This window comes from Kribbella alba (genome assembly GCF_039529635.1).
Classification (GTDB): Bacteria; Actinomycetota; Actinomycetes; order Propionibacteriales; family Kribbellaceae; genus Kribbella; species Kribbella alba.
Genome location: NZ_BAAANE010000010.1, coordinates 158,619 through 185,319, shown reverse-complemented (window position 1 = coordinate 185,319; position 26,701 = coordinate 158,619). Strand labels below are relative to the sequence as shown.

At 67.9% G+C, this 26,701-nt stretch carries 24 protein-coding genes; 12 read left to right on the top strand and 12 right to left on the bottom strand.

Features of this window, described 5'->3' with window-relative positions:
* Positions 1-8: 8 nt before the first annotated feature.
* Both ABD210_RS28000 and ABD210_RS27995 read right to left on the bottom strand, forming a co-directional pair.
* A complete protein-coding gene (locus tag ABD210_RS28000; protein ID WP_344115401.1) occupies positions 9-914 on the bottom strand; it encodes a phosphotransferase in 906 nt (301 codons plus the stop codon).
* Positions 914-1,510: a TetR/AcrR family transcriptional regulator gene (locus tag ABD210_RS27995; protein WP_344115399.1), complete on the bottom strand. Its 597-nt coding sequence runs from the start codon at positions 1,508-1,510 to the stop codon at positions 914-916. The genes ABD210_RS28000 and ABD210_RS27995 overlap by 1 nt, the downstream gene beginning before the upstream one ends.
* 103 nt (positions 1,511-1,613) lie before the next feature.
* On the opposite strand from ABD210_RS27995, the gene ABD210_RS27990 reads away from it, so the two are divergent.
* The 6 genes from ABD210_RS27990 (at position 1,614) to ABD210_RS27965 (ending at position 8,949) form a co-directional block, all read left to right on the top strand.
* On the top strand, positions 1,614-2,630 hold the full coding sequence (locus ABD210_RS27990) for a hypothetical protein (RefSeq protein WP_344115398.1): 1,017 nt from the start codon (positions 1,614-1,616) through the stop codon (positions 2,628-2,630).
* A 170-nt stretch (positions 2,631-2,800) separates the two neighbouring features.
* Positions 2,801-4,198: an extracellular solute-binding protein gene (locus tag ABD210_RS27985; RefSeq protein ID WP_344115397.1), complete on the top strand. Its 1,398-nt coding sequence runs from the start codon at positions 2,801-2,803 to the stop codon at positions 4,196-4,198.
* 33 nt (positions 4,199-4,231) lie between these two features.
* Positions 4,232-5,164: a carbohydrate ABC transporter permease gene (locus ABD210_RS27980; RefSeq protein ID WP_344115395.1), complete on the top strand. Its 933-nt coding sequence runs from the start codon at positions 4,232-4,234 to the stop codon at positions 5,162-5,164.
* The gene (locus ABD210_RS27975) at positions 5,161-5,988 is read left to right on the top strand and encodes a carbohydrate ABC transporter permease (protein WP_344115394.1); all 828 of its coding nucleotides are present in this window, start codon (positions 5,161-5,163) and stop codon (positions 5,986-5,988) included. The genes ABD210_RS27980 and ABD210_RS27975 overlap by 4 nt, the downstream gene beginning before the upstream one ends.
* A gap of 262 nt (positions 5,989-6,250) precedes the next feature.
* Positions 6,251-7,603 carry a M16 family metallopeptidase gene (locus ABD210_RS27970; protein ID WP_344115393.1) on the top strand — a complete coding sequence of 451 codons (1,353 nt, stop codon included), beginning with the start codon at positions 6,251-6,253 and terminating at the stop codon, positions 7,601-7,603.
* Positions 7,600-8,949 carry a M16 family metallopeptidase gene (locus ABD210_RS27965; protein ID WP_344115391.1) on the top strand — a complete coding sequence of 450 codons (1,350 nt, stop codon included), beginning with the start codon at positions 7,600-7,602 and terminating at the stop codon, positions 8,947-8,949. The genes ABD210_RS27970 and ABD210_RS27965 overlap by 4 nt, the downstream gene beginning before the upstream one ends.
* 243 nt (positions 8,950-9,192) lie before the next feature.
* On the opposite strand, the gene ABD210_RS27960 is transcribed toward ABD210_RS27965, so the two are convergent.
* On the bottom strand, positions 9,193-9,618 hold the full coding sequence (locus ABD210_RS27960) for a CBS domain-containing protein (protein ID WP_344115389.1): 426 nt from the start codon (positions 9,616-9,618) through the stop codon (positions 9,193-9,195).
* A gap of 143 nt (positions 9,619-9,761) precedes the next feature.
* Here ABD210_RS27960 and ABD210_RS27955 point away from each other — a divergent pair, with 143 nt between their 5' ends.
* Entirely contained in the window at positions 9,762-10,973 is a 1,212-nt protein-coding gene (locus ABD210_RS27955) for an MFS transporter (protein WP_344115387.1), read from the top strand.
* Between the two features lie 150 nt (positions 10,974-11,123).
* Here the strand turns inward: ABD210_RS27955 and hisN are convergent, their stop codons facing one another.
* Positions 11,124-11,906: a histidinol-phosphatase gene (gene hisN / locus ABD210_RS27950; protein ID WP_344115385.1), complete on the bottom strand. Its 783-nt coding sequence runs from the start codon at positions 11,904-11,906 to the stop codon at positions 11,124-11,126.
* A gap of 144 nt (positions 11,907-12,050) precedes the next feature.
* Here hisN and ABD210_RS27945 point away from each other — a divergent pair, with 144 nt between their 5' ends.
* On the top strand, positions 12,051-12,545 hold the full coding sequence (locus ABD210_RS27945) for a DUF2231 domain-containing protein (RefSeq protein ID WP_344115383.1): 495 nt from the start codon (positions 12,051-12,053) through the stop codon (positions 12,543-12,545).
* A gap of 106 nt (positions 12,546-12,651) precedes the next feature.
* On the opposite strand, the gene rsgA is transcribed toward ABD210_RS27945, so the two are convergent.
* From rsgA to ABD210_RS27905, 8 genes are all read right to left on the bottom strand, one after another.
* Positions 12,652-13,644, bottom strand: coding sequence for a ribosome small subunit-dependent GTPase A (rsgA, locus tag ABD210_RS27940; RefSeq protein WP_344115382.1), 993 nt, complete (start codon positions 13,642-13,644; stop codon positions 12,652-12,654).
* A complete protein-coding gene (aroA, locus tag ABD210_RS27935; RefSeq protein ID WP_344115381.1) occupies positions 13,644-14,915 on the bottom strand; it encodes a 3-phosphoshikimate 1-carboxyvinyltransferase in 1,272 nt (423 codons plus the stop codon). Before aroA ends, rsgA begins: the two co-directional genes overlap by 1 nt.
* A gap of 149 nt (positions 14,916-15,064) precedes the next feature.
* Positions 15,065-15,655 (bottom strand): DoxX family protein, encoded by a 591-nt coding sequence (locus tag ABD210_RS27930; RefSeq protein WP_344115379.1) that lies wholly within the window; start codon positions 15,653-15,655, stop codon positions 15,065-15,067.
* A 68-nt stretch (positions 15,656-15,723) separates the two neighbouring features.
* Positions 15,724-16,449: a DsbA family oxidoreductase gene (locus tag ABD210_RS27925; protein ID WP_344115376.1), complete on the bottom strand. Its 726-nt coding sequence runs from the start codon at positions 16,447-16,449 to the stop codon at positions 15,724-15,726.
* 28 nt (positions 16,450-16,477) lie between these two features.
* Positions 16,478-18,565, bottom strand: coding sequence for a dipeptide ABC transporter ATP-binding protein (locus tag ABD210_RS27920; RefSeq protein ID WP_344115374.1), 2,088 nt, complete (start codon positions 18,563-18,565; stop codon positions 16,478-16,480).
* Entirely contained in the window at positions 18,562-19,503 is a 942-nt protein-coding gene (locus ABD210_RS27915) for an ABC transporter permease (RefSeq protein WP_344115373.1), read from the bottom strand. The genes ABD210_RS27920 and ABD210_RS27915 overlap by 4 nt, the downstream gene beginning before the upstream one ends.
* Complete coding sequence (locus ABD210_RS27910; protein WP_344115371.1) at positions 19,500-20,432, bottom strand: ABC transporter permease; 933 nt, start codon at positions 20,430-20,432, stop codon at positions 19,500-19,502. The genes ABD210_RS27915 and ABD210_RS27910 overlap by 4 nt, the downstream gene beginning before the upstream one ends.
* A gap of 120 nt (positions 20,433-20,552) precedes the next feature.
* A complete protein-coding gene (locus tag ABD210_RS27905) occupies positions 20,553-21,665 on the bottom strand; it encodes an Lrp/AsnC family transcriptional regulator (RefSeq protein ID WP_344115370.1) in 1,113 nt (370 codons plus the stop codon).
* A gap of 68 nt (positions 21,666-21,733) precedes the next feature.
* Between ABD210_RS27905 and ABD210_RS27900 the strand changes: the two genes are divergently transcribed.
* The 4 genes from ABD210_RS27900 to ABD210_RS27885 are packed head-to-tail and all read left to right on the top strand — an operon-like array spanning position 21,734 to position 26,616.
* Positions 21,734-22,981, top strand: coding sequence for a M20 metallopeptidase family protein (locus ABD210_RS27900; protein ID WP_344115368.1), 1,248 nt, complete (start codon positions 21,734-21,736; stop codon positions 22,979-22,981).
* Positions 22,978-24,654 (top strand): ABC transporter substrate-binding protein, encoded by a 1,677-nt coding sequence (locus ABD210_RS27895; RefSeq protein ID WP_344115366.1) that lies wholly within the window; start codon positions 22,978-22,980, stop codon positions 24,652-24,654. Before ABD210_RS27900 ends, ABD210_RS27895 begins: the two co-directional genes overlap by 4 nt.
* A gap of 31 nt (positions 24,655-24,685) precedes the next feature.
* Positions 24,686-25,378: a cysteine hydrolase family protein gene (locus tag ABD210_RS27890; RefSeq protein WP_344115364.1), complete on the top strand. Its 693-nt coding sequence runs from the start codon at positions 24,686-24,688 to the stop codon at positions 25,376-25,378.
* On the top strand, positions 25,375-26,616 hold the full coding sequence (locus tag ABD210_RS27885) for a metal-dependent hydrolase family protein (RefSeq protein WP_344115363.1): 1,242 nt from the start codon (positions 25,375-25,377) through the stop codon (positions 26,614-26,616). The genes ABD210_RS27890 and ABD210_RS27885 overlap by 4 nt, the downstream gene beginning before the upstream one ends.
* Positions 26,617-26,701 lie beyond the last annotated feature (85 nt).

Genomic DNA, 26,701 nt, shown 5'->3' with positions numbered 1-26,701 from the left:
AGATGTAGCTACGGACCGAGCTCCTTCAGTTCCCTGGCCAAGTGGCGCCGGACCAGTCGTGTCAGTTGTTCGTGCTCTGGTCCGTAGCCGCGTGGGGTCCCTTCCACGAGCATGATCAGGTAGAGGTAGACGCGGTAGAGCGACAGCTTCTCCGCGTCGACCGGACTTCCGTAGCCGGCGAGCAGGTCGTCATCCAACGCGCCGAACAACGTGAGCGAGACGAACTCGGCCACCGGATCGCCCCAGAACGCCCGCTCCCCGTCGATCAGCCCGGTGATCCTTCCGTCGTCGACCAGGATGTTGCCGTCCCAGAGATCGAAGTGGATCAGAACTGCGGTCTGTACGCCGTCCAGCAGGTCGATCCGGTCGAGTACCAGTCGCCGGACCTGATCACCCGGGACGTCCACCTGGAAGCGAGCGGCATCGCGCAGTACGTCGTCGACCATGGACTGGAACGCCGTACTCCACCGGTCGACGAGTCCGTGCTGCGGATAGCCGAAACCCGGGCCGGTGATCTGGTACAGGCCGGCCACCAGCGCGCCGAGTTCGCGTCTGAGAGCGGCCCGCTCAGTGATCACCTCGGCTTGGGAGAACCACGTCCTACCGGGGAGGGCGCTCATCAGCAGGAAGTCGTCGCCCGCGTGCACGACCTCCGGGACCGGCGCCTTGCCCAGCGCGGCGCGGTAGTACTCCGTCTCGGTGCGGATCAGGCCGTGCTCGTAGGTCAACACCGGAGCGGCCGGATCGGGGGAGAGCTTCAACATCAGGTCTCCACCGGACCGGCCGATGCGGTAGACGGTGTTGAAGGTGCCCTCGGTGAGCTCGTCGTACGCCGTCACCGAGGCGGGGTCGACCCCCGCTTGACGCAGGAGCTCGTCGAGTCCCGCTTGGCCGAGGTGCCGCTTGTTCCTCATCAGGGACGGAGGAGGGCGGCGAGGCCGGCCGTATAGGTGGCGGGGCTGACGTCGCCGAGCAGGAGGCGTTGCAGGATGAAGCCGGGGAGCATGCCGAAGAGGACCTGGGCGATGTACTCCGGGTCCGTGTCCGCGTCGATGGTGCCATCGGCCTGGGCCCGGCGGGCGATCTCGACGAAGTAGCCGCGGAGCAGCAGGTACTTCGACGATGCGGTGGCGTGGACTGCCTCGTTGTGCAGGGCCTCGGCCCAGGCCTGTACCGCGATCCGGGTCACGTCGCCGCCGGGCTGTTCCGCGAGGAAGATCACGTGCTCGAGAACCGTCTGCAGGGCGCCGACCGGGGTCAGCGGCTCCGGGCGCGCCAGCAACTCGTCGAAGAGCTTGTCGATCGAGCCGAGCGCGTCGTCGGCGATCGCCGCGACGATCTCGTCCTTGCTCTTGAAGTAGCCGTAGACGGCGCCGGCGGACAGCCCGGACTCCCGGATCACATCGGCCATCGTCGTCTTGTGGAAGCCCTGCTCGGCGACGCATGAGCGAGCGGCGGCGACGATCTGCGCGCGGCGGGCGAGGCGGTGTTCGGCGGTGACCTTCGGCATGGCGCGAACATAAAACGAATGTCCGTTCTTGACAAGCGGAGTGTCCAGGATCAGGCTCAATAAAGAACGATCATTCGGTTTACTTGTCTAAGGAGCGAGCCAGATGTCCGCGGACCAACCCGTCACACAGGATCGCCGGCGTCCGCCGGTACTGGTCGTCGTCGTGCTGCTCACCGCGCTGCTGACGGTGCTGCTGATCGCGTTCGCCTGGCCGGCCGCCCGCTCGGAACCGCGTGACCTGCCGCTGGCAGTGGCAGGTCCGTCCCAGGTGACCGGCCAACTGAAGGCCGGTCTCGAGCAGGCGATGCCCGGGGGGTTCGAGATCACCGGCGTGCCCGACCGGGCTGCCGCAGTACAGGCGATCAAGGACCGGGACGTCTACGGAGCGATCGTGCTCGATCCGCAGAACCCCGAGGTGCTGACCGCTTCGGCCGGTGGTCCGGCCGTCGCGCAGATCCTGGCCCAGTTGCCGGGCCGCCTGGCCGCGCAGACCGGCGGAGTTGCGCCGAAGGTGACTGACATCGTGCCGCTGCCGGCCGACGACCCGCGCGGCGCCGGACTGGCCGCAGGCGCTCTGCCGCTGGTGCTCGGTGGAATCATCGGGGCCGGAGCCCTTACGCAGTTGGTGAAAAGCGGCCGGAGCCGCGTGATCGGCGCGATCGGGTTCGCCGCGGCCGGAGCGCTCGCGCTGACCGCGGTGCTGCAGTACTGGCTCGGCTCACTCGAAGGCAGCTACTGGGGCAACGCGGGGGTGATCGCGCTCTCGATCGGCTCGATCTCGCTGACTTTGCTGGGGCTGGAGTGGTTGCTCGGCACGGCCGGTCTGGCGCTGGGCGGCGCGGTGATGATGCTGCTGGGCAACCCGCTGTCCGGTCTCACCAGCGCCCCGGAGATGCTGCCCAGCGGTTGGGGCGCGCTCGGCCAATTCTTGCCACCGGGAGCAGCCGGTACTGCGCTCCGCTCTGTCAGCTTCTTCGGCGGAGCCGGGGCCGGGCGGCCGTTCCTGGTACTCGGCTGCTGGTTGCTGCTGGGACTGGTGCTCTGCGGCCTGGGATCGCTCCGCAGCCGCACCCGGCGCGTTGTACATGCCCGTCATGAGGCGTCGGCCGTTACGGTTTGAGATGTGAAGCGGCGGTGACCGGATCGTTACGAGCCGGTCACCGCTCAGCAGGGGACAACGTTGTCTGTCAACCATTGACTTCACCGGTCTGAGGCTCCTACGGTCGCGGAAAGCCCGCTGGGTTTGAGCGGTGGTACCGGGATGACAACGATTGCCCGAAGGTGGACGTGATGGCCATGAAGAACGGTTTCAAGCGGGCGGGTGTGCTCGCTGTCGGGGCGCTCCTGCTGGGGGTCTCGGCCTGCAGCCAGGGATCGACGACCAAACAGCCGGACGCGAGCGGCGGTCAGAGCTCCGGACCGGCGAACATCAAGATCGCCTATCAGCAATGGGGTCCGGGCACGGTGATGAAGACCTTCCTCACCGGCGCCAAGGCGGAGTACGAGGCGGCCAACCCCGGCTCGAAGGTCGAGATCGTGCCGGTCGTGGCGAGTGAGAACGACTACTACACCAAGATCCAGTTGATGATGCGCTCGCCCAACACGGCGCCCGATCTGGTCTACGAAGACACCTTCCTGATCAACTCCGACATCACCGCGGGCTACCTGCGGCCGCTGGACGACTACATCAAGGACTGGTCGGACTGGAGTCAGTTCCAGGAGACCGCGAAGGGCGCCGCGAAGGGCCAGGACGGCAAGGTCTACGGCGTTCCGGACGGCACCGACACCCGTGCGCTCTGGTACAACAAGCAGATCTTCGCCAAGGCCGGACTGCCGGCCGACTGGCAGCCGAAGACCTGGGACGACGTGCTCACCGCGGCTCGTGCGATCAAGTCCAAGGTGCCGGGCGTCATCCCGCTGAACGTGTACTCCGGCAAGCCGATGGGTGAGGCTTCTGCCATGCAGGGCCTGGAGATGCTGCTCTACGGCACCAAGGACACCCTCTACAACTTCAACCAGAACAAGTGGGTCGTCGGCAGCCAGGGCTTCAAGGACTCGCTCGGCTTCGTCAAGACGATCTTCACCGAGGGTCTGGCGCCGCAGCCGAAGCAGTCGCTCGACCCGAACTGGGGCAACAAGGTCGGCAGCGACCTGCTGCCGAACAGCAAGCTGGCGATCGCGCTCGACGGCTCCTGGCTCTACAACAACTGGCAGAAGACCGGCGCCAAGCCGTGGCCGCAGTGGACCGAGGTGCTCGGTCAGACCGCGATGCCGACCCAGACCGGTGAGGGCAAGGGCAAGGTCAGCCTGTCCGGCGGCTGGACCTGGGCGATCCCGGCCAAGTCGAAGTCGCCCGACGCGGCCTGGAGCTTCATCAAGACGCTGCAGACGCAGAAGAACGCGACCAAGTACGCCACCGACGGTGCGCAGATCGCGGTCCGCAAGGACGTCGCCTCCGATGCGGGCTACAAGTCGTCCGCGAAGAGCACCCAGTTCTTCACCGACCTGGTGGCGGTGACTGTGTACCGGCCCGCGCTGCCGGAGTACCCGAAGGTCTCCAACGAGATCATCACCGCGATGGAGGCCGTGATGACCGGCCAGTCGTCGCCGGACGATGCCGCGAAGAACTACGACCAGGCGGTCGAGAGCATCGTCGGCAAGGACAAGACGACAACGCAGAGCCAGTAAGCGGTCGGCGTACCCCTTCGAAGGGATTCCTCTGTGACGTCATCTGCAACCGCTGTGCCCGTTCCGTCCGGCAAGTCCGCCGGGCGGACCGGGCCGCCGCGTGCCGCCAAGCTGGTGAAGATGTTGCCTTTGGCACCGGCCATCGGGCTGATGCTGGTCTTCCTGGCCGGCCCGATCCTGTACTGCGTCTACGCCGCGTTCACGAACATGGCGCTGACCGGCACGGGCGCGGCGAACGTGAGGTTCGTCGGGCTGGACAACTTCCGCAAGGCCTTCGGCAGCAGCGCTTTCACCAACTCGATCTGGCTGACGCTGGTGTTCACCCTGATCTCCGCGATCATCGGCCAGAACACCCTCGGCCTCGGACTGGCCCTGCTGATGCGCCGGTCGACGAAGATGGTTCGCAACTTCGTCGGAACCGCCGTGATCGGGGCCTGGGTGCTGCCCGAGATCGTCGCGGCGTACCTGCTGAGTGCGTTCTTCAACGACGACGGCACCCTGAACGTGATCCTGCACAGGATCGGGCTGCCGGGACAGGACTGGCTGTACGGGGCGCCGATCATCGCGGTGTCGATCGCCAACATCTGGCGCGGAACTGCCTTCTCGATGCTGGTCTACTCCGCGGCGCTGAGCGAAGTGCCGAAGGAGATCGAGGAGTCGGCCGAGATGGACGGCGCATCCGGTTTCCGTCGGCTGCTGTTCGTCACGGTGCCGATGATCAGCCGCGCCATCATGACGAACCTGATGCTGATCACGCTGCAGACGCTGAGCGTCTTCGGCCTGATCTACGCGATGACCCGCGGCGGCCCGGGCACCAAGAGCCAGACCTTGCCGCTGTACATGTACGAGCAGGCGTTCAGCTTCTCGCAGATCGGCTACGGCACCGCGATCGCGCTGGTGATGCTGGCGATCGGCGCGGTCTTCTCGCTGATCTATCTGCGTGGACTGAGTTCGGAGGCCGCATGATCGCCCGTGATCGGGTCAGCAAGCTGACCGCCAACCTCGTCTTGTTGGCGATGGGCGTGCTGTTCGTCCTACCGCTGCTCTGGGTGTTGTTCGCGTCGATCAACCGGACCGCCGGCCTGACGGTGCAGTTCCCGACCCACCCGACCCTGGGGAACTTCCGGGCCGTGCTGAACACCGACACGACGTACCGGCCGGTCCTGAACGGCATCATCCTGTGCGGCGGCGCCGCCTTGCTGACGATGATCTGCGCGGTGCTCGCGGCGTACCCGCTGTCCCGCTTCAAGTCGAAGTTCAACCGGCCGTTCCTGCTGACCGTGCTGTTCTGCACCGGCCTGCCGATCACCGCGGTAATGGTGCCGGTCTACGGCCTGTTCGTCCAGCTCAACCTGATCGACACGCTCGGCGGCACGATCATGTTCATGGCGACCGCCTCGCTGCCGTTCGCGATCTGGCTGACCAAGACGTTCATGGACGGCGTCCCGATCTCGCTGGAGGAAGCAGCCTGGGTCGACGGCGCAGGCAGCATGCAGGCGCTCCGGCGGATCGTGCTGCCGCTGATGTGGCCGGGGATCGCGGTGGTGCTGATCTTCACCTTCATCGGCATGTGGGGAAACTTCTTCGTCCCCTTCATGCTGCTGCTCTCACCCGAGCGGCTACCGGCGTCCGTCAGCATCTTCACCTTCTTCGGCCAGTACGGCGAACCCAACTACGGCCAACTGGCGGCGTACTCCCTCATCTACACCTTCCCCGTGCTCATGCTCTACCTCCTCCTGAGCCGCAAGTTGGGCGGAGCGTTCGCCCTGGGCGGAGCAATCAAGGGCTAGTCGTACTGCGCGACAACTCGCAACAACTCGCAACAACTCGCAGGTCCGCGGGCCACGCTGGTCTCTCAAGGCGACGAGGCGGACTTGGCGTAGGCGTCCGCCGCCGTACGAACCATCTTGCTGCCGTCGAGCGACGACACAGGAGCCGCGGACCGAGGCGGATGGAGCGGCGACCGAGGAGTTGTGTGGGGGCGCGCGCTGACGTGTGCGCTGGTGGCGAACGGCCCGTGGGTGGAGGTGGAACACCACGTAGGGTGGCGACATGCCGCTGACCTATCCCATTGCCGAGCAGACGCTGGACAACGGACTGCGTGTCGTCGTCAGCTCGGACAAGGCTGTGCCGATCGTCGCTGTGAACCTCTGGTATGACGTGGGGTCTCGCCATGAGCCGCCGGGGTTGACCGGATTCGCGCATCTCTTCGAGCACCTGATGTTCCAGGGGTCGCGCAACGTCGAGTCCGGGCAACATTTCAGTCTGCTGGAGACCGCGGGCGCCAGTCTGAACGCGAGCACGTTCTTCGACCGGACGAACTACTTCGAGTCGCTGCCGAGCGGTGGGCTGGATCTTGCGCTCTGGCTCGAGGCGGACCGGATGGGGTACCTGCTGGACGCGGTGAACCAGGAGAACCTGGACAACCAGCGGGACGTGGTGAAGGAGGAGAAGCGGCAGAGCTACGACAACCGGCCGTACGGTGATTCGTACGAGCGGCTCGTGCGGCTGCTGTTCCCCGAGGGCCACCCGTATGCGCACATGACGATCGGGTCGATGGAGGACCTGGATGCCGCCGCACTGGAGGACGTGCACGCGTTCTTCCGGAAGTACTACGGCCCGAACAACGCAGTACTGACGATCGTCGGGGACGTCACCGAGCAGGACGCGTTCGACGCGGCCAAGCGGTACTTCGGGCACCTGCCGGCGATTCCGCAGCCGCCGGCCGCGCCGGACGGGACGATCGGGCCGCTCACCGAGGTACTGCGAGACGATGTGGTGGAGGATGTTCCGTCCGACCTGGTGACGATGATGTTCCGCCTGCCGGTGGACGGTACGCCGGAGCTGGACGCCGCCGCGCTCGCCCTCGACGTGCTCGCGGCAGGGCAGAGTGGGCGGTTGAACCGCAGGCTGGTCCGTGACGAGCAGATCGCCCAGTCGGTCTCGGGCGGCGCTCTGCCGCTGATCGGCGGGGTCTCGTTCGGCACGCTGACCGGGATCGCCTCGGCGGACGTCGACCTGCAGGAGGTCGAGGACGCGCTGCTCGAGGAGATCGAGAAGCTCGCCGAGAACGGCATCACCGAAGAGGAGTTGCTGACCGTGCAGGCCCAGGCCGAGCGCGATTGGCTCGAGCAGCTGGCCAGTTGCTCCGGGCGGGCCGACGAGATCTCGCACCACGCGTTGCTGTTCGGCGACCCGAACCGGATCAACACCCGCATCGACCAGCTCCGCGCGGTCACCGCCGAGCAGGTTCAGCAGGTCGCCGCTCAGTGGATTCGCGCCGACGGCCGCGTCCAGGTCACCTACCGCCGCCCTGCCGAAGACGTGGACGCCGCAGCCGAACGCAGTGAGAGTTCCGCCGCAGGCGCGAAAGCAGCAGCCGAGACAGCAGGAGAGCAGGAATGAGCCAGCTTCTGACCACCCCGCCCGCCGTCGCGGCACCGCGGCCGTGGAAGTTCCCGGTCTCGACCAGTACTACGACCCGCGCCGGTACGCCGGTCCACGTGTTCGACCGCCCGGGGCAATACGTCGCCACGGTGCGGGTCACCATCGCGATGCCGCTGGTGGCTGAACCGCGCGACCTCGAGGGCGTCGCCACGATCATGTCGCGGACGCTCGACGAGGGGACCGAGCTCAGGTCCGCCAACGAGTTCGCCGCCGCCCTGGAGCGCCACGGCGCAGCGTACGGGGTGGACGTCAGCTCGGACGCGCTGCACGTGGAGATCTCGGTGCCGGTCTCGCACCTGGCCCCCGCGGTGAGGCTGCTCGCCGAGGCGGTCACCCGGCCGGCCTTCAACGAGGGCGACGTCGGGCGGCACGTGACGATCCGGCTAGGCGAGATCAACCAGGAGCGCGCGAACGCGGGCTACCGCGCCCGCGAGGCGTTCGCCGCGCACCTCTTCGACCCGTCCGTACGGCGCTCGCGCCCTACGGCTGGTACGCCGGACACGATCCGGCCGCTCACGAACGTCCAGGTCGAGCAGTTCTACCTGGAGAACATCGGCCCTGGTCGAGCGCAGATCCTGTTCGCGGGGGATGCCTCGGGGGTCGACGTGGCGTCGATCATCGATGACGCGTTCGGCGAGTGGTCCTCCTCGGTCGGTCCCGCCATCGAGACACCCGAGCCGCTGTATGTCCCCGGCGACCGCATCGTGCTGGTGAACCGCCCGGGCTCGGTCCAGAGCCAGCTCCTGATCGGCTGCCCGGGTCCGGACCGCCGTGAGGACATCTGGGGAGCGGCCGCGGTCGCGAACCACGTCGTCGGCGGCACCATCACCTCCCGGGTGGACACCGTGCTCCGCGAGGAGAAGGGCTACACCTACGGCACCCGGACCAGCTTCACCGCGCCCCGCAAGGGAGGCACCTTCAGCCTGGGCGGAGCTGTTCGTACTGAGGTGACCGGCGCCGCGATCGAGGACGCGCTGCGGATCCTCAAGCAAGCGCGCGACGGCCTGACCGACCGGGAGGTGCAGGAGGCGAAGGACAGCCTGATCCACACTGCGCCCTTGCGGTACGAGCAGGCGGACTCCATCGCCCAGCAGGTCGGCAGCAACATCGCCGCGGGCGTGCCGCTGGACTTCGCCGACACCTACCTCGCGCAGATCGCCGCGACCACCGCCGAGACGGCCACCGAGGCCTACCGCCGGTACGTCGGGGCCAGCGGGCTGCTGGTGGTCATCGTAGGTGAGACCAAGGACGTGCGCGGTCAGCTCACCGGCCTGGGAATCGACGACATCACCGAGCTGAGCTGACCGTCACACTCGGATGACGCCAGGCCCGGCGGATGCTCGCCGGGCCCTGGTTCAGCTGCTCATGCCCAGGCTGAGTTCACCTGGGGGTGCGGAGGCAGGTCGAGCCGCGGTCGCCCAGGGCGTAGGTGTCCCTGGGTCGGGTGTCCTGGGTCGTGGTGACCCGAGGCGTCCCGTGCTCGGGCGGTACCCCTGGCCAGGGCCGGGCGGATAGCCGGGTCCCGGACCCAGGAACACCGAAGGGAATTAACCCGAAATGTAATTGGACAGTTGCTCGCGCTCGAACTCGAGCTCGCCGATCCGGGTCTTGACCACGTCGCCGATCGACACGATGCCGGTCAGAGCGCCGTCCACGACCACCGGGACGTGCCGGATCCGGCGGTCCGTCATCAGCCGCATCAGGTTGTCGATGTGGTCGTCCGGCCCGCAGGTGTGCACCTCCGACGTCATGATCGCGCTCACCCGGACCTCGCCAGCGTCCGGAGTCCCGTTCATCAACCGGACCACATCGCGCTCGGAGACGATGCCGCCCACGGAGGAGCCGTCCGGGCTGACCACCACCGCACCGATGTTGTGCTCGGCCAGCAGAGCCAGCAGCTCGGTGACAGTGGCTTCTGGGGAGATGGTGACGACCTGGTTGCCCTTGCCGCGCAGTACGTCGTTGATCTTCACGGAGCCTCCTGCAGTTCGAAGGGCCAATACCCAAAGGTAGCGAATCAGGGCCGCCAGCGGCAGATCTGGCAGAATGCGGATCGTGATCACCGCCTGCCCGCCCGCCGGAGCCGTGACCTCGATTCGTCACGCCCGGTGAGCGGGTGAGCTGGCGCTCGGACCTCGCAGTACTGCGTCATCGCGATGTCCGCATCTTCGTCACGGCCCGGTTCGTCTCGCTGCTCGGCTCGTCCATCGCCCCGATCGCGCTGGTCTTCGCAGTGCTGGACGTGTCCGACAAGGCCAGCGCGGTCGGCCTCGTGCTCGCGGCACGGAGCATCCCGAACGTGGTGTTCCTGCTCATCGGTGGAGTCATCTCCGACCGGTTGCCGCGGCACCTCGTCCTGGTGGTCGCGAACACTGTCAGCGCGCTGACCCAGGCGTTGGCGGCCGGTCTGGTGCTGTCGGGACATGCGCAGATCTGGCAGCTCGCCGCCATCGAGGCAGCCAACGGGATCGCCGCGGCCTTCGTGATGCCGGCGATGACGGGGATCCTGCCGTCGATCGTGGACCGGGCCGAGCTTCCGCAAGCGAACGCTGTCTCCGGGTTCGCCCGGTCCGTCGCGATGATCGGAGGTGGCGCGGTCGCCGGTGTCATCGTGGGATTCACCAGTCCCGGCATCGGGTTGCTGGTGGACGCCCTGACGTTCGGTTCAGCGGCCCTGCTGTTGTCAAGGCTCACGCTGCCACGGATTGAGCGCGCGACGACCTCCGTGCTGCACGATCTGCGCGTCGGCTGGGCGGAGTTCGTCTCCCGTCAGTGGGTCTGGGTGGTCGTGGTCTCGTTCCTGATCACGAACATGATCTTCACGGCCTGCTACGCCACCCTCGGCCCGGTGATCGCCGACGACACCTTCGGCCGGGTCGGCTGGGGTGCCGTCAGCGCCTGCTTCGGTGCCGGTTTGATTGCCGGCGGCATCTTGATGATCCGGGTCAAACCGCGCTACCCGCTACGGATCGGCATGCTCGGGATGCTGGTCTCCGCACCGATGTTCGTCTGCCTGGCGCTGGCGCCGTACACGTGGGCGGTGGCCGCGATGGCGTTCGTGGTCGGCATCGGGTTCGACATGTTCGGCATCGGCTGGGAGACCGCGCTGGGCCAGCACATCCCGCTGGACAAGCTCTCCAGGGTCGCGTCCTACGACATGCTCGGCTCGTTCATCGCCAACCCCATCGGCCAACTCGCGGTCGGCTACCTGGCGGCGGTCCTCAGCGCCAAGGTCGTCGAACTCTACGGCGCCGCCCTCCACGTCCTCGTAGTACTCCTGACCCTCCTGGTCCCGTCGGTCTGGCGCCTCCAACGTTCCAACGACTAGTACGCCGCCGATTCCTTCCGGGGTGAGGGGTTGGCTTGAACAGGGCGGAAACTTTTTGCCCCTCCGTGCAAAATTGTTTCCGCGCTGTACGAGGCGGGTCGCGGCACTGCATCCGCCTGTACTACGCGGCGCGTCGACTTCGGTAGAGAGCTAGTTGGCGAAGCGGGCGATGACCTCGTCGTGGAGGAGGCCGTTGGTGGCAACGGCGTTGGGGCCGCTGGGGCCGGGGACGCCGTCGACCGAGGTGAATCTGCCGCCTGCTTCTTCGACGATGATCGCGAGGGCGGCCATGTCGTAGAGGTTGAGCTCCGGTTCGGCGGCGATGTCTACGGCGCCTTCCGCGACGAGCATGTAGGACCAGAAGTCACCGTACGCACGGGTGCGCCAGCAGGAATCCATCAGGTCGGCGAACTGGTTCTTCTTGCCGAGCTTCTCCCAGCCCTTGAGGGAGGAGTACGACAGCGAGGCGTCACCGATGTCGGCCACGTCGCTGACCCGGCAGGGCTGAGCGGACATCAGGGCGCGGCCGGTCCACGCGCCGTCGCCGTACGAGGCCCACCAGCGTTTGCCGAGGGCTGGGGCCGAGACGACCCCGACGACGACCTGGTCCTCGATCATCAGGCTGATCAGGGTGGCCCAGACCGGGACACCGCGGATGTAGTTCTTGGTGCCGTCGATCGGGTCGACCACCCAGCGGCGGACCCCCCAGCCGGTGGTGCCCTCCTCCTCGCCGACGAAGGCGTCCCGCGGGCGGGCCCGGGACAGGGTCTTGCGCATCACATCCTCGACCTTGCGGTCGGACTCACTCACCGGGGTCAGATCCGGCTTGGTCGCGACGTGGAGATCGAGCGCCTTGTAGCGGTCCATCGTGGTGGAGTCGGCGTCGTCGGCGAGGATGTGGGCGAGCCGCAAGTCGTCGGTGTGCGAGGGCATGCCGGAAGGCTAACCTGACTCCGGAGCGTACGCGGGCCCAGTCCGCAGGTTGCGGCTCGGTTGCGAGACGATCTGAACCATCCATGATGGTCGAACGTGCAGTTAGTGTCATCGATCAAGGCTGGGCCGACTGCAGGAGGCGTCATGTTCGAACGCTTCGGGGACCTTCCACTCCATGTCCTGGTGCTTCACGCGGCGGTCGTGGGGCTGCCGCTGAGCGCGCTCACGGCGATCGCCTTCGCGGTCCTGCCGAAGTGGCGGTGGCTGCTGCGCTGGCCGACGCTGCTGCTGGGACTGGCGTCGCTCGTGATCGCCTTCGTGACCGTGCAGAGTGGCAAGGCGTTCGTGTCGGCAGTGCCGGAGTTGGCCCAGTTGGTCCAGGTGCACAAGCAGCGCGGCACTCTGCTGCTCTGGTTCTGCCTCGTCTTCGCGGTGGTCGCGGTCCTGGGCTTCCTCGTGCTGTCGGGTCCCTCGCTGCTGGCGAACGGATGGGGCGCCAAGGCAACGAAGAGCCGCCAGTTGGAGCTTGTGGTGAGCGCCGCTGTGGTGATCGTAGGCGTCCTGGTGATCATCCAGACCATCCGCACCGGCGACGCGGGCGCCCGGGCTGCCTGGGACGGCCGCCTGCCGGCCAAGTGATCGCCGGCGAAGGTCGCCCCAGCGAACCAATCCAAGCCAAGTAGCCCCAGCGAACCAATCCAAGCCAAGTAGCCCCAGCCAAGGAGTCCCAGCCAAGTAGTCCCAGTTACGCGGTCTCCATGTCACGGCCCTCGCGGCTTGCGAGCAGACGGCGGAACGAGGCGACCCGCTCGGCGTCGACGCGACCCTCGGCGACTGCCTCGTCCAGAGCGCAGTTCGGCTCGGATTCGGAGTGGGTGCAGCCTCGCGGGCAGTTGCGGGCCTCCTCGGCCAGGTCGCCGAACGCGTTAATCAACTGGTCCGGCTGGACATGCGCCAGGCCGAACGACCGGATGCCCGGGGTGTCCACGATCCATCCGCCCTGCGGCAGCCGGAGCAGCAGAGCACTGACCGACGTATGGCGGCCCCGGCCGGTGTTGTCGTTCACGACCCCGATCGCCCGGTTGGTCCCCGGCACCAACGCGTTCACCAGCGTCGACTTGCCGACGCCCGAGTGCCCGACCAGCACGCTCGTCCGATCGCGGAGCTGTTCCATCAGTTCGCCGAGATCGCCGTCCCGCCGGGTGGCCACGGACTCCACCCCAAGCGGCCGGTAGATCGACAGCAGCGGATCCGGGTCCGCGAGATCGGTCTTGGTGAGGCAGAGCAGCGGCCGCATGCCGGCGTCGTAGGCCGCGACGAGGAAGCGGTCGATCAGCCGGGTGCGTGGTTCGGGGTTCGCCACCGCGACCACGATGACGAGTTGGTCCGCGTTCGCGACCAGGGGACGTTCGATCGGGTCGTCGTCATCGGCCGAGCGGCGCAAGAGCGTCTCGCGGGGGAGTACGTCGACGATCCGGGCCAGCGTGCCCTCGGCGCCGCTGGCATCGCCGTCCAGCTTGACCCGGTCGCCGACGATGACGCCCTTGCGGCCGAGTTGGCGCGCCTTCATCGCGGTCACGACGCGGTCCCCCTCGCCGACCCAGCAGGTGTACCTGCCGCGGTCCCGGGTGATCACAAACCCGGTGACAGCGTCGTCGTACGCCGGCCGGTCCTTCGTCCGCGGCCGGGTCCGGCGCTTGGGCCGGTCGTACTTGGCTTCCTCGTCGTACCGCGACATCAGCCGACCAGCGCCGACCAGAGGTCCGGGAACTGCGGCATGGTCTTGGCCGTGGTCGCGATGTTCTCGATCTCCACGCCGTCCACGGCGAGCCCGAGAACAGCCGCCGCGTGCGCCATCCGATGATCGTGGTACGTGCCGAAAAGCCCACCGTGCAAGGGTTTCGGGCGGATCTCGAGGCCGTCCGCGGTCTGGTTGACATCGCCGCCGAGCGCGTTGAACTCGGTCTCCAGCGCGGCCAGCCGGTCCGTCTCGTGGTTGCGCAGGTGCGCTATCCCTCGCAGGTACGACGGGCCGTCCGCGAGCGCGGCGACAGCGGCGATCACCGGCGAGAGTTCACCGACCTCGCTCAGGTCAAGGTCGACGCCCTGGACCAGGCCGGTCCCGCGCACGGTGAGGCCCTGCGCATCAAGGCTGACCTCCGCGCCGAAGCGGGTGAAGATGTCCCCGAGCTGGGCACCAGGCTGCGTGGTCTCGGTCGGCCACCCCGTGACTGTGACGGAGCCGCCGGTGATCACGGCGGCCGCCAGGAACGGGGCGGCGTTGGACAGGTCCGGCTCGATCGCCGTGTCGACCGCGCGGAGGGGGCCGGGGGCAACGACCCAGCGGTTCGGCTCGCTGTCGTCGACCTGGACGCCCCGCTCGCGCAACATCGCGACGGACATGTCCAGGTGCGGCTGGGACGGCACCGGCTTGCCGTCGTGCCGGATGTCCACCCCTTCGTCGTACCGGGCGCCGGCGAGCAGCAGGGCCGAGACGAATTGGCTCGAGCCGGACGCGTCGAGGGTCACCTTGCCGCCGCGGACCGACCCGGACCCGTTGACGGCGTACGGCATCCGTCCGGTGCCCTGGTCGTCGATCTGCACGCCGAGGGTGCGCAGGGCGCCGAGGATGACATCCATCGGGCGCTCCCGGGCGTAGGAGTCGCCGTCGAAGGAGACGACGCCGTCGGCCAGCGCGGCCACCGGCGGCACGAACCGCATCACCGTGCCCGCCAGGCCGCAGTCGACGTTCGCCGGACCCTTGAGGGAGCCGGGCGTCACGGTGACGAGGCCGTCCTTCTCGGTGATGCCGACGCCGAGCGACACCAGCGCGGACCGCATCAGCGAGGTGTCACGGGCGGCGAGGAGGCCGGAAAGCGTGGAAGGGCCGTCCGAGATCGCGGCCAGGATGAGCGCGCGGTTGCTGATCGACTTCGAGCCGGGCACGGTGACCCGCCCGTTGACCGCGCCCTCCGGCCGCGGTGCCGGCCAACCTTCTGACGTGCCCATCTCGCTCCTCGCCGTCCGTGGTGTCTAGCGATGAGCCTATCGGGCGGAGCCGCCGTCGCCTTCCAAGCCTCAGAAGCTGTGGACAACGACCGGATCCTCGAGCCTTCGGGGTCAGCCGAAGGTCGCGGGGAGGTCAGGCCATAGGGAGGTCAGGTGAACGGGAGTTCGGACTTGGCGAGGCGGGCCGCCATCCGCGCCTCGCGGCGGGCGGTCTTCGCGAAATGCTTGGTCTCGCGCTTCGCCAGCTTGCCGGCGCGCTTGGTTTCCCGCTTGGCGGCCTTCGCGCCGTGCGTGGCGCGCCAGGCGACGCCCGGCTTGCCCTCGGTGTCCACTGCGGCGAGCAGCAGGCCACCCATCAGGCCGAGGTTCTTCATGAACTGGACCTTCTGGGCCGCCCGGACCGCCTTGTCGGTCTCCTGCCAGAACGAGTGACCCGCCAGCGTCGTCGGAACCAGCGAACCCGCCAGCACCACCGCACCGAGGCGGCGGCCCTTGCCGCTGGCCAGGGCGAGACCTCCGACCACCTGGGCGAGCCCGTTCAGGCGGACGAGGTTCACCGTCCTGTCGGGGATCCGGTCACCGACCTGGGCCGGGGTGACTTTCTTGACCAGCGGGACGAGGCGATCCGCCACCGGCTGCGCCTTCGCTACATGCGGCTCCGGGTCCCTGAGCGCCTTGGCGCCCTGGACGACGAAGATGGTCGACAGCAACGGCCTGGCCAGTGCACGCACGACAGTCATGGCTCCTTCTTACCTCGTCCGGCAACGTCTGCGGCACACCCTGTGCCCCGTGTGTCCTGTACCTAACCCTAGATCGGGCAGCCGTCAGGCCCGCAGACGTCACCGTCGGAGGAACCCGGGCTGGTGATCAGGGTGACCGGCTGCCGATCGGCGTTCGCCCGGCGGATCGCCTCCTGGAACACCTCGACCGGCTGAGCCCCGCTCACGCCGTACTTCTCGTCGATGACGAAGAACGGCACCCCGTTCGCGCCGTACGCGAGCGCCTGGGCCTGGTCGTCGGCCACCTCAGCCTCGTACGCCGTACCGGTCAGGACCTCGCTGACTCGCTCCTCGGGCAGGCCGACCTCGACCGCCAGGCGGGTCAGGGTCGCGTGGTCGCCGACCGGGAGGCCGTCGCTGAAGTAGGCCTTCAGGAAGCGCTCCTTGAGGCGGCCCTGGGTGTCCGCGGGGAGCTCGCCGGACTCGGCCAGCTCGCGGGCCAGGTGCAGCACGCGGTGGGCGTCGACGGTGTTGGCCGACTTGGCCTCGTCGAGGTGGAACTCCAGCCCGACCTCCGCGGCGATGCCGGTGACGTGCTCGTTGGCCTGGATGCCGAACTCCCGGCCGCGGCCGAACTTCTCGCCGAGGCGCTCGGCCAGGCCCCGGGGGTCGTCGTTGGTCGCCGACGGGTCGAGCTGGAAGCTGTGCCAGGTGATCTCGGGCTGCTCGCCCGATTCGGCCAGAGCCTGCTCCAGCCGACGCTTCCCGATGTAGCACCAGGGGCAGACCACATCGGACCAGATATCAATACGCATGCCAATGGCAACCTCGTTCCAGGCAGGCCTATTCCTTCGCCGGACCGTCGGTGGTCAGCGGGTAGTGACAGGCCACGGCGTGCGGACCGTCCCGCAGTACCAGTGCCGGCTCTTCGCGGGCGCAGAGCTCTGTCGCCAGCGGACAGCGGGTCCGGAAACGGCATCCGCTCGGCGGGTCGATCGCGGAGGCGATCTCGCCCGCCAGGCCGGCCTTCTGCTTCTGGTCGCGCAGTCCCGGGTCGGGGATGGGCACGGAAGCGATCAGACCAGCTGTGTAGGGATGCCGGGGAGCCGCGTAGACCTCGGCGCTGGGTCCGAGCTCGACCAGCTTGCCCAGGTACATGACGCCGATCCGGTCCGAGAGGTACCTCAGCAGCGACAGGTCGTGCGAGATGACCACATAGGTGAGGGAGAAGGCCGCCTGCAGCGAGCGCATCAGGTTGAGGATCTGGGCCTGGATGGAGACGTCGAGCGCGGAGACCGGCTCATCGGCGACCACCACCTTCGGCCGGAGTACGAGAGCCCGGGCCATCGCGATCCGCTGGCGCTGGCCGCCGGAGAACTCGTAGGCGCGGCGCACGGCCGCAGTCCGCGGCAGACCGACGGCGTCGATCAGCTCCATCACCTTGGCGCGGCGCTCGCTGCGGCTGCCGATGTGCTGGGCGGCGAGCGGCTCGGCGATCAGGTCGGCGACGTTCATCCGCGGGTCGAGGGCGGCCGCGGAGTCTTGGAACATCAGCTGCAGGTCGCTGCTGCGGGACCGCTTGCCCGAGGGGGTCAGCCGGCTGATGTCCCGGCCGTCGAACATGACCGCGCCACTGGTCGGCGTCTCGAGACCGACGAGCATGCGCCCGACCGTCGTCTTGCCCGAGCCGGACTCGCCGACGATTCCGAGCGTCTCGCCCTCGATCACGTCCAGGCTGACCTTCGAGACCGCATGCAGGATCCGGCGGGGCTTGAACATCTGGGGGTTCTTGATCCGGTACTGCTTCTCGACCTGGTCGAGTGTCACCAGGGTCCGGCCCGTCCCGCCGCGCGGCGCCAGGTCCTCCTCGCGGAGCTCGGCGTAGAGGTGCTCGTCCTCGGCGCCGTCGATGTCCACCGGCCGCGGGTGGAAGCAGGCGTGGGTGTGACCGGGAGCCACCTCGATCGACTCGGGGTTCTCGGTCCGGCAGGCATCGCTCGCGAACCGGCACCGCGGCGCGAAGCGGCACATCGGCGGCAGGTCGATCAGCTGCGGGGGCAGACCCGGGATCGAGGCCAGCGCCCGGTTCGAGTCGAGCTCCATCGTCGGCATCGACTCGAACAGCGCCTGCGTGTACCGGTGCCGTGGCGCGGCGAACAGGTCGGCGGTCGGTGCCTCCTCGACGATGCGACCGCCGTACATGACCGCGACCTTGTCGGCATGGCCGGCGATGACGCCCAGGTCGTGGGTGACGAGGATGATGCTCATCCCGAGGCGGGTCTTGAGCTCGTCCAGCAGTTCGAGGATCTGGGCCTGGATGGAGACGTCGAGCGCCGTGGTCGGCTCGTCGGCGATCAGCAGCCGTGGTTCGCACAGCAGCGCGATGGCGATCATGGCCCGCTGCCGCATCCCGCCGGACAGCTGGTGCGGGTAGTCCCGCAGACGCTCCTTCGGCCGCGGCATCCGGACCAGCGAGAGCACCTCCTCGGCGCGGCGGTTGGCCTCGGCGACCGAGGTCCCCGGGCGATGGATGCGGTACGCCTCGCGCAGCTGGCTGCCGATCGTGCGGGTCGGGTTCAGCGACGTCATCGGGTCCTGGAAGACGACAGCGATGTCGTTGCCGCGCAGCCGGCGGAGCTCGGGCGCCGTCATGGTGGTCAGCTCGCGACCATCGAACTCGATGGAGCCGCCGACGACCGAACCGCCGGGCGGCAGCAGTTGAAGCACCGACATCCCGGTCATCGTCTTGCCCGATCCCGACTCGCCCACCAGGCCGACGGTTTCGCCGGCCCGCACGGAAAGCGTCACACCGTCCACCGGCCGGACCACGCCGTTGTGGGTGCGGATCTCGACCTGCAGGTCGCGGATGCTCAGCACGGTCTCGCCGTACTGCGAACTCGGCGCCGCGGTGGCGGGGGAAGTGGTGCTCATGCGGTCTCCTCGTTGGCCACGGTGGGAGTGATGGTGGGTACGACAGTGCCGACCGCGGGGCCGGGCAGGCTGGTCCGGAGCCCACCGAGGGCGCGGAATCTCGTCCACGTCCGTCCCCCGCTCGGGTCGAGCAGCGTCATCACCCAGTCGCCGGCGAAGTTGGAGACCAGGATGGTCGCCGTGATCGCAAGCCCTGGGAAGGTGGACAGCCACCACGCGGTGGACAGGCTGGTGGCGCCGGCGGCGAGGTCGCTGCCCCAGTCCGGGTTCGGCAGTTGTACTCCGAGGCCGAGGAAGCTCAGCGTCGTGGCGGTCAGGACGGCCCAGCCGACCGCGCTGCTGGCCATCACCACGACCTCGGTGACCAAGTTGGGCAGCAGATGCCGCACCGCCGTCCGCAGCCCGCTGGAGCCGAACATCCTGGCGGCCTGGACGTACTCGATCGAGCGCAACTTGCGGACCGATGCCTCAACCACCCGGGCGAATCCCGGCGTGTAGGCGACGCCGAGGGCGAAGATGATGCTCTTCACGCCGGCGCCGATGGTCGCGATCAGGATCAGCGCGATCAGCAGCACCGGAAGGGCGAGCAGGACGTCGACGATGCGCATCACCACCACGCTCACGGTCCTTGGCGCGGTGCCGCCGATCAGACCGATGGCGACGCCCGCGAGCATCGCGAGCAGTACCCCACCGAGGCTGGCGGCCAGCACCGGGCGGGCGCCGAAGATCACCCGGCTGTAGATGTCACGTCCCAGCTGATCGGTGCCGAAGATGTGCGCGCCTCCCGGCGAGGACATCGGGCTGTCACCGTTGTCCAGCGGACTGGTGTGCGCGAACAGGCCGGGGTGCACGAGCAGCAGCAGGAAGACCAGCAGGATGACGGTCATCAGCACCGACGTCACCAACCGGCCGTACCGGCTGCGAATTCTCGAGGTCATGCCGACGCTCCGCTCAGTTGGGTGCGCGGGTCGATCGCACCGACGACCAGGTCGACCACCAGGTTGATGAGGATGTAGCTGATGCCGATCAGCACGATCGCTCCCTGCACGACCGGGATGTTCTTCGTGGTGATCGAGGTGGCCAGGAAGCTGCCCACGCCGGCCCGGCCGAAGATCACCTCGGTCACCGCGGCGCCGGTGAGGATGTTTCCGAACTGCAGGCCGATCATGGTGACCGCCGGGATCGAGGAGTTGCGGAACACGTGTGCCAGCAGCACCCGCAGCTCCGAGCAGCCCCGGCCCCGGGCCGATTTCACGTAGTCACTGCGGTACTCGTCGATCACCCGGCCGCGGATCAGCCGGGTGAGGATCGCGGCGTACCCCCAGCCGAGCGAGATGGCCGGCAGGATGATTCCGCTCGGGGCGCCGTTGTCGATCGCGGGCAGCCAGTTGAGCTGAAAGGCGAATGCGAGCACCAGCAGCAGGGCCAGGAAGAAGTACGGGATCGCGACGCCGACGAACGACACGAACCGGGCGATGTTGTCCAGCACCGAGTTGGGCCGGACACCGGCCACGAGGCCGAGCGGTACGCCGACCACGACGGCCACCAACATCGCCGTACCGGTCAGCGCGAGCGTGCTCGGCGCGCGGGAGACGAGCTCGTAGGCCACCGAGTTGTGCGTGACGTAGGACGTTCCCAGGTCGCCGTGCAGGAGCTGACCGAAGAAGTCCAGGTACTGCTGCCACAGTGGCTGGGTCAGCCCGAGCTGGTTGCGGAGCTCATCGATCTGCTCCGGGGTCGCGTTCGAGCCGAACAGCATGGTCTGCGCCGGATCGCCGGGGACCAGGTGGATCAGCAGGAACGCGATGATCGTGACGCCGATGATCACGGGGATCGAGGCGAGCAGGCGGCGGAGTACGAAGGACATGGTGAATTTTGTATCCCTCCATTGTCACGTCCAGATTTCACGCTGGGCGGGAGCGGCGCTTACGGCGGCGTTTCGGACGAATCACGACCGGCTGACACGTCTCCGATTTGGCGGATCTCTTCACGGGGGTGTAGGGAAAGCCGATTCGATCGGGCCGGGGCGGGCCGGGTGATCCAACGTGTCGTCCCAGATGTTGATCGGCACCACCCCGACGGCACGCCCGTGGCTGTCGAGCAGACGGCCCATCCGCTTGACCGTCCGCAGCACCACCAGCCGGTCGACGATGCGGACCTGGGGAAGCCGGTTCGCGATCGCCAGCTCGAGCCGATGCACCTCCTCGACGGTGTGCAGCCAGGCGCAGAGCAACATGCTCGGCGCGGAAGAGACAGTCGTGCACAGTCGAACCTGGCGGATCTGCGAGATCGTGCGTGCCGTCGCGGGCAGCCCGTCAACCGGCGCGTCGGCCCACAGGTACACCTGCACCGGTGACCCCGAGAGCTCCGCGGCCACGTCCGTGCGGGGCACCAGCATGCCGCTGCCCAGGAGCTTGCTGACATGCCGTCGCACCGTGGTGGGGCTGAGCCCCGTCTCGGCCGACAGTTCGGCGTACGACGCTCGTCCGTTGACTGTCAGCAGACCCGCCACCCGCTGCACGTCTGGAGTCATCGACACGGCCTCGTCGGGCCGGTCCGGCTCAGGCTCGGGGCGCAACCTCTCGAGCCTGTTCAGCGTGTCCTCGGGAAGGTCGAGGAGACGCCATCTAGACCCCTCGGTGTAGATCTTGGTAGCGATTCGCGCCCTGGTCCGCAGCACACTTTCCATGCCGCCCAGATGGTCCAGCAGGTAGTGCGACAGCGTCATCAGGTTCGCCGCGGCGATGGTGAGCAGGATGTCCGCGGTGCCGGTGGTGATCTCCACCGTCACGACGAGATCGTGCCTGGCCAGCTCGGCCGCGACCTCCTTGCGTCTGCCTGGCATGCACTCGACCTCGACGTACGCGACGCACTGCTCGGTGCGCCGGCTCATGCCCGGCGCCGCTGTCACCCAGGCGACACCGGTCGCGCTGATTCGCTCCCAGCGGCGGGCGGCCGTGACACCACTGACCCCGAGGGCTTCGCCGATGTCCGTCCACGGCGCTCGCGGGCCGGCCTGGAGGGCTCCGATGAGCTCCCGGTCGTCATTGGTGAGAATGGTGGATTCCTTCAGTCGACGGGCGGTCTTGAATGAAATCAAACACGAAATGACAACGTAACAGACGTGATCTTAGCTTGAGGCCAACTGCACCAAGCAAGGAGAAATGCATGACGATCAGCAGCACACTTCATTCGGACGTCGCGGAGCTGGGCCCGGAGATGACCGCTCTGAGGCACCGGCTGCACCGCGCTCCGGAGATCGGGCTGCAGCTGCCCTGGACCCAGGAGGCGCTGCTGGAGGCGCTCTCGGGTCTCGGCCTCGAGATCACGCTCGGCGAGAGTGTCACCTCCATCACCGGCGTGCTCCGCGGCGGCCGCAGTACCGGCACGGCGGTGCTGCTCCGCGCCGACATGGACGCGCTGCCGGTGCAGGAACGCAGCGGCGAGCCGTTCACCAGCGAGATCGACGGTGCCATGCACGCGTGCGGTCACGACCTGCACATGGCGATGCTCGTCGGTGCCGCGCGGTTGCTCTCCGAGCGGCGCGCCGACCTCGCCGGCGACATCGTGTTCATGTTCCAGCCGGGCGAGGAGGGCTGGGACGGCGCAGGCGCGATGATCAGTGAGGGCGTCCTGACAGCCGCGGGCCCGCACGTGAGTGCGGCGTACGGCATGCATGTGCGCTCGAACAAGACACCGAACGGGATCTTCACCACCCGGGGCAACACGATGATGTCTTCGAGCAGCAAGCTCAAGGTGGTCGTGCGCGGGCGTGGTGGCCACGGTTCGTCGCCGCATCTGGGCCGGGATCCGATCGCGGCGGCCGCCGAGATGATCACCTCGCTGCAGACCATGGTGACCCGGCGGTTCGACATCTTCGACCCGGTCGTCGTCACGGTCGGGGCGGTCGCCGGTGGCATCGCCAGCAACGTCATTCCGGACACCGCGAACTTTCAGGCGACGGTCCGCACCTTCTCGGCCGCCACCGGCGACGCGATCGGCCCGCTGCTGACCGCGGTGTGCGAGGGCGTCGCGCTGGCGCACGGGGTGGAGGTCGACGTGGAGTATCTGCGGGAGTACCCCGCGACCGTCAACGACCCGTTCCACGCGGGGTTCGTCGCGGACGTGGTCACCGAGGTGTTCGGCGAGGACGAGTTCCTGCCGATGGAGTTCCCGGAGCCGGGATCGGAGGACTTCTCCCGGGTCCTGCAGGCCGTCCCCGGCAGCTACATGATGCTCGGGGCATCGATTTCAGAGGATTTCGCGAACGCGCCGAGCAACCACAGTCCGCTGGCGCGGTTCGACGATCGGGTGATGACTCGGGGCGCACTGCTCCACGCCGAGCTGGCCATCAGGTCGCTCGAGCGGCTGGGAGCGCAAACAGTAGATCCGGAAAACAGAAGGAGTTCATCGTGAGCCTCGAACCGACCTATTCACCCGCCGTGCGCTCGGAAGAACCGGCGTTCTTCAGCCGTCGCAGTCTGCTGAAGGCGGGTGCGGCCGGGCTGCTCGCGCTCGGCGGCAGTTCTGTGCTGGCCGCCTGCACGGGCAACGCATCCGGCTCGGGTTCGGGTGCCAAGACGAGCAACCTGACCGTCGGGATCTATCAGGAGCCGGACTCCCTCGACCCGGCCGCGACGGGCCTGGCGATGTCGTCGATGATGATCGCGCACATCTACGACCCGTTGTTCTGGTGGCTGCCGGACGGCTCGGGCAAGAACGTCTTCCACCCGGGGGTGGCCAAGAGCTACCAGGTGTCCAAGGACGCCAAGACGTACACCTTCAAGTTGCGCGACGACGTCGACTTCCACGACGGCACGCACTTCGACGCGAACGCGGTCAAGGCGACGTTCGACCACATCGTCGACCCCGCGACCAAGTCCCGCTCGGCCAAGGGGGCGCTCGGGCCGTACAAGGAGACCGTGGTCGTCGACCAGTACACGGCGCAGGTGGTCTTCAGCGAGCCCAACGCCGCCTTCGAGCACGAGATGACGGGCATCATCTTCGGGATGCAGTCGCCCGCGGCGCTGAAGAAGTACGGCACCGCCATCGGGTCCCACCCGGTCGGGACGGGTCCGTTCAAGTTCGTCGACTACGTGACCCAGGACCACGTCGGACTGGAGAAGAACCCGAACTACAAGTGGGGTCCGGCCGCCTTCGGTCCGGCCGGCCCGGCCAAGCTGGAGAAGCTGAGCTTCAAGATCCTGCTGGACACCAACGCCCGCTACAACGCGCTGCGCGGCGGTCAGGTCCAGATGGCGATGAACCTCGACCCCGACACGATCGCGACGGTCAAGAAGACGGCCCAGTTCAAGCACTACGACATGCCCTCGACCGGACAGCCCTACGGCTACCCGATCAACGTCGAGAAGGGCCCGACGAACGACCTCAAGGTCCGCCAGGCCATCCTCTACGCGGTCGACCAGAAGAAGCTCAACGAGTCCGTACTGCGGGGTGCCTTCACGCCGGCCTACAACGTGCTCACCCCGACCACGCCCGGTTACGTCAAGGCCAACGACACGATGTACGCCTACAACCCGGCCAAGGCGAAGAGCCTGCTGGACGAGGCCGGCTGGGTCGCCGGGCCGGACGGCACCCGCAGCAAGGGCGGCCAGAAGCTCAGCCTCGACATCCTGATCCAGAGCGCGAACGGGTTCGACCTGCCCACGCAGTACGTCGTGAACGCGCTCAAGGAGGTCGGCTTCACCTCGACCACCAAGTCGCAGCCGTTCACCACGGCGGCCGCGTCGTACAACCAGGGCGTGCAGAACCTGTCGGCGATCTTCTACTACGACGTCGACCCGTTCCTGCTGAACAACCTGGTGACGACCGGCCAGATCAAGTCGGGCTTCAACTGGGCGCACTACAGCAACCCAGCGATCGACGCCGCGATCCCCAAGGCGAACACGATCGTGGACGCGGCGGCGCGGACGACGGCGTACGAGAAGGTCACCACCACGCTGATGGACGACGCGATCTTCCTTCCGCTGTGGAACGTCAGCGGGGTGTACTCCGGTGCCGCCAACCTCGCCGACGTGCACTTCGGCCCGACCGGCTACTCCTACTACCACGCTGCGCAGTTCCAGTGAGGGCGGCCGTCGACGTCAGGAGGCGCCGGTCGTGATCGAGGTCGCCGGCAAGCAGGTTCTCACCGAGCTCGACGAGTTGGTCGACCCGTCCCGTGCGGCGCTGGTGATCATCGACATGCAGCGGGACTTCGTCGAGCCGGGCTTCGCGTTCGACCGGCTCGGCGTGGACATGACCATGTATCCGGCCGTGCGGCCGCGGATCGCCGCGCTGCTGGCGGCGGCTCGTAGCGCCGGGGTCCTGGTCGTGCATGTCCAGATGACGACGCTGCCCGACGGGATGAGCGAGTCGCCCGCGCAGTTGCGGTTCGGTCTGCGCCTGCAGAGGCAGAACGACATCACCGGGCCGTTCCGCTACACCCTCCAGGGCGACGCGGGGCGGGAGTTCGTCGCAGAACTCACGCCCCGCGACGGCGAACTGGTGGTGCCCAAGTGGCGTTCGAGCGGGTTCTGGGGCACCAGCCTCGACCTGCTCCTGCGCAGCAACGGCATCGAGACCGTGGTCGTCAGCGGCTGTACTACGGAAGGTTGCGTCGAGTCGACCGCGCGCGACGCCCTGTTCAACGACTACTACGTGGTGATCGTCGAGGACTGTGTCGCCAGCGATGACCGCGCCCAGCACGACGCCTCGATGCTGCTGATGCGCCATCGCTTCGACCTCGCGGCCTCGAGTGACGTGATCGATCAATGGATGGTTGCCACAGGCAACAGGAAGGCGACGGCATGAGCTCCGCCGATGTGATCCTGAGGAACGGGATCGCTCTGATGGGTGATGAACTCCGGGAGCAGTCGTTCGGCTCGCTGGTGGTCCGCGACGGCATCATCACCGAGGTGACGTCCGAGCAGGTGACCGCGGACGGCACACCCGAACTGGAGCTGAACGGAGCGTTCGTGCTCCCGGGGCTGATCGACTGCCATGTCCACTTCGACCTGGCGGCTCATCCGGCGCCTTTCCTGCACTGGGACCGCGCGCCTCTGGTTCGCTCGATGACCTGTTTCCACAACGGTCTGCTGGCCTTGCGGGCGGGCATCACGTCCGTGCGCGACCTCGGCTCGGTGGACCGGATGACGCTGGACTACGCCCTGCAGGTGAATTCGGGTCAGCTGCTCGGGCCACGCGTCGTCGCCGCGGGCCGGCCGATCACGATGACCGGCGGGCACTGCGCGGACTACGGGCGGATCGCCGACGGTCCCGACGACGTGAGGCTGGCCGTCCGCGAGCAACTGGCGGCCGGTGCCGGCGTCGTGAAGCTGATGGCGACGGGCGGGATCTCCTCGCCCGGCAACCCCGGCCTGCCACAGCTCGGCGTACCGGAGCTGGCAGCCGGCATCGAGGAAGCACACAAGGCCGGTGTCCTGGTTGCGGCGCATGCCCATGCGCCGCAGGGCATCTCCAACGCGATCGAGGCGGGCGTCGACACGATCGAGCACGCCGCCTTCGCGGATGAAGAGAACTACAAGCAGATGATCGCCGCCGGCGTGACCCTCGTCCCGACCGTCACCGCGCTGAACCCGATCGCCGACGGCATCGGCATCCCGAAGGCGACGGTCGAGAAGAGCCTGAAGGCGCGGGAAATCTACCGGGCCAGCACAGCCAAGGCGATCGCGGCAGGCGTGCTGATCGCCGCCGGGACGGACGCGGGGACAGCCTTCAACCCGATCGGCGGCCTGCTCGACGAACTGATCATGTACGTCGAGCGCGGCATGAGCACGACGGAGGCGCTGCGCGCAGGCACGGTGACGGCCGGCACCTTGGTGGGCCGGGTCGGCGAAGACGTGCGGGTCGGCGTCGTGACCGTCGGCGCCCGTGCCGATCTCCTGATCACCGAGCAGGATCCGAGGGCCGGCCTGGAGGTTCTGCGGCGGCCGGCTCATGTCGTGGTCGGAGGCAGGCAGGTCGACCTCGGCTGGGTCGAGCGCACGCTGGACGAGACCGAGGCTGTGCTGGCGGAGCCCCCGGCCTGACCGAGAACGCCCCGCCTGACCGGGGTGGTCGGGCGGGGACAGCATTGCGCAGTACAAGGGACCGATTTGCGCAGTACAAAGGGAC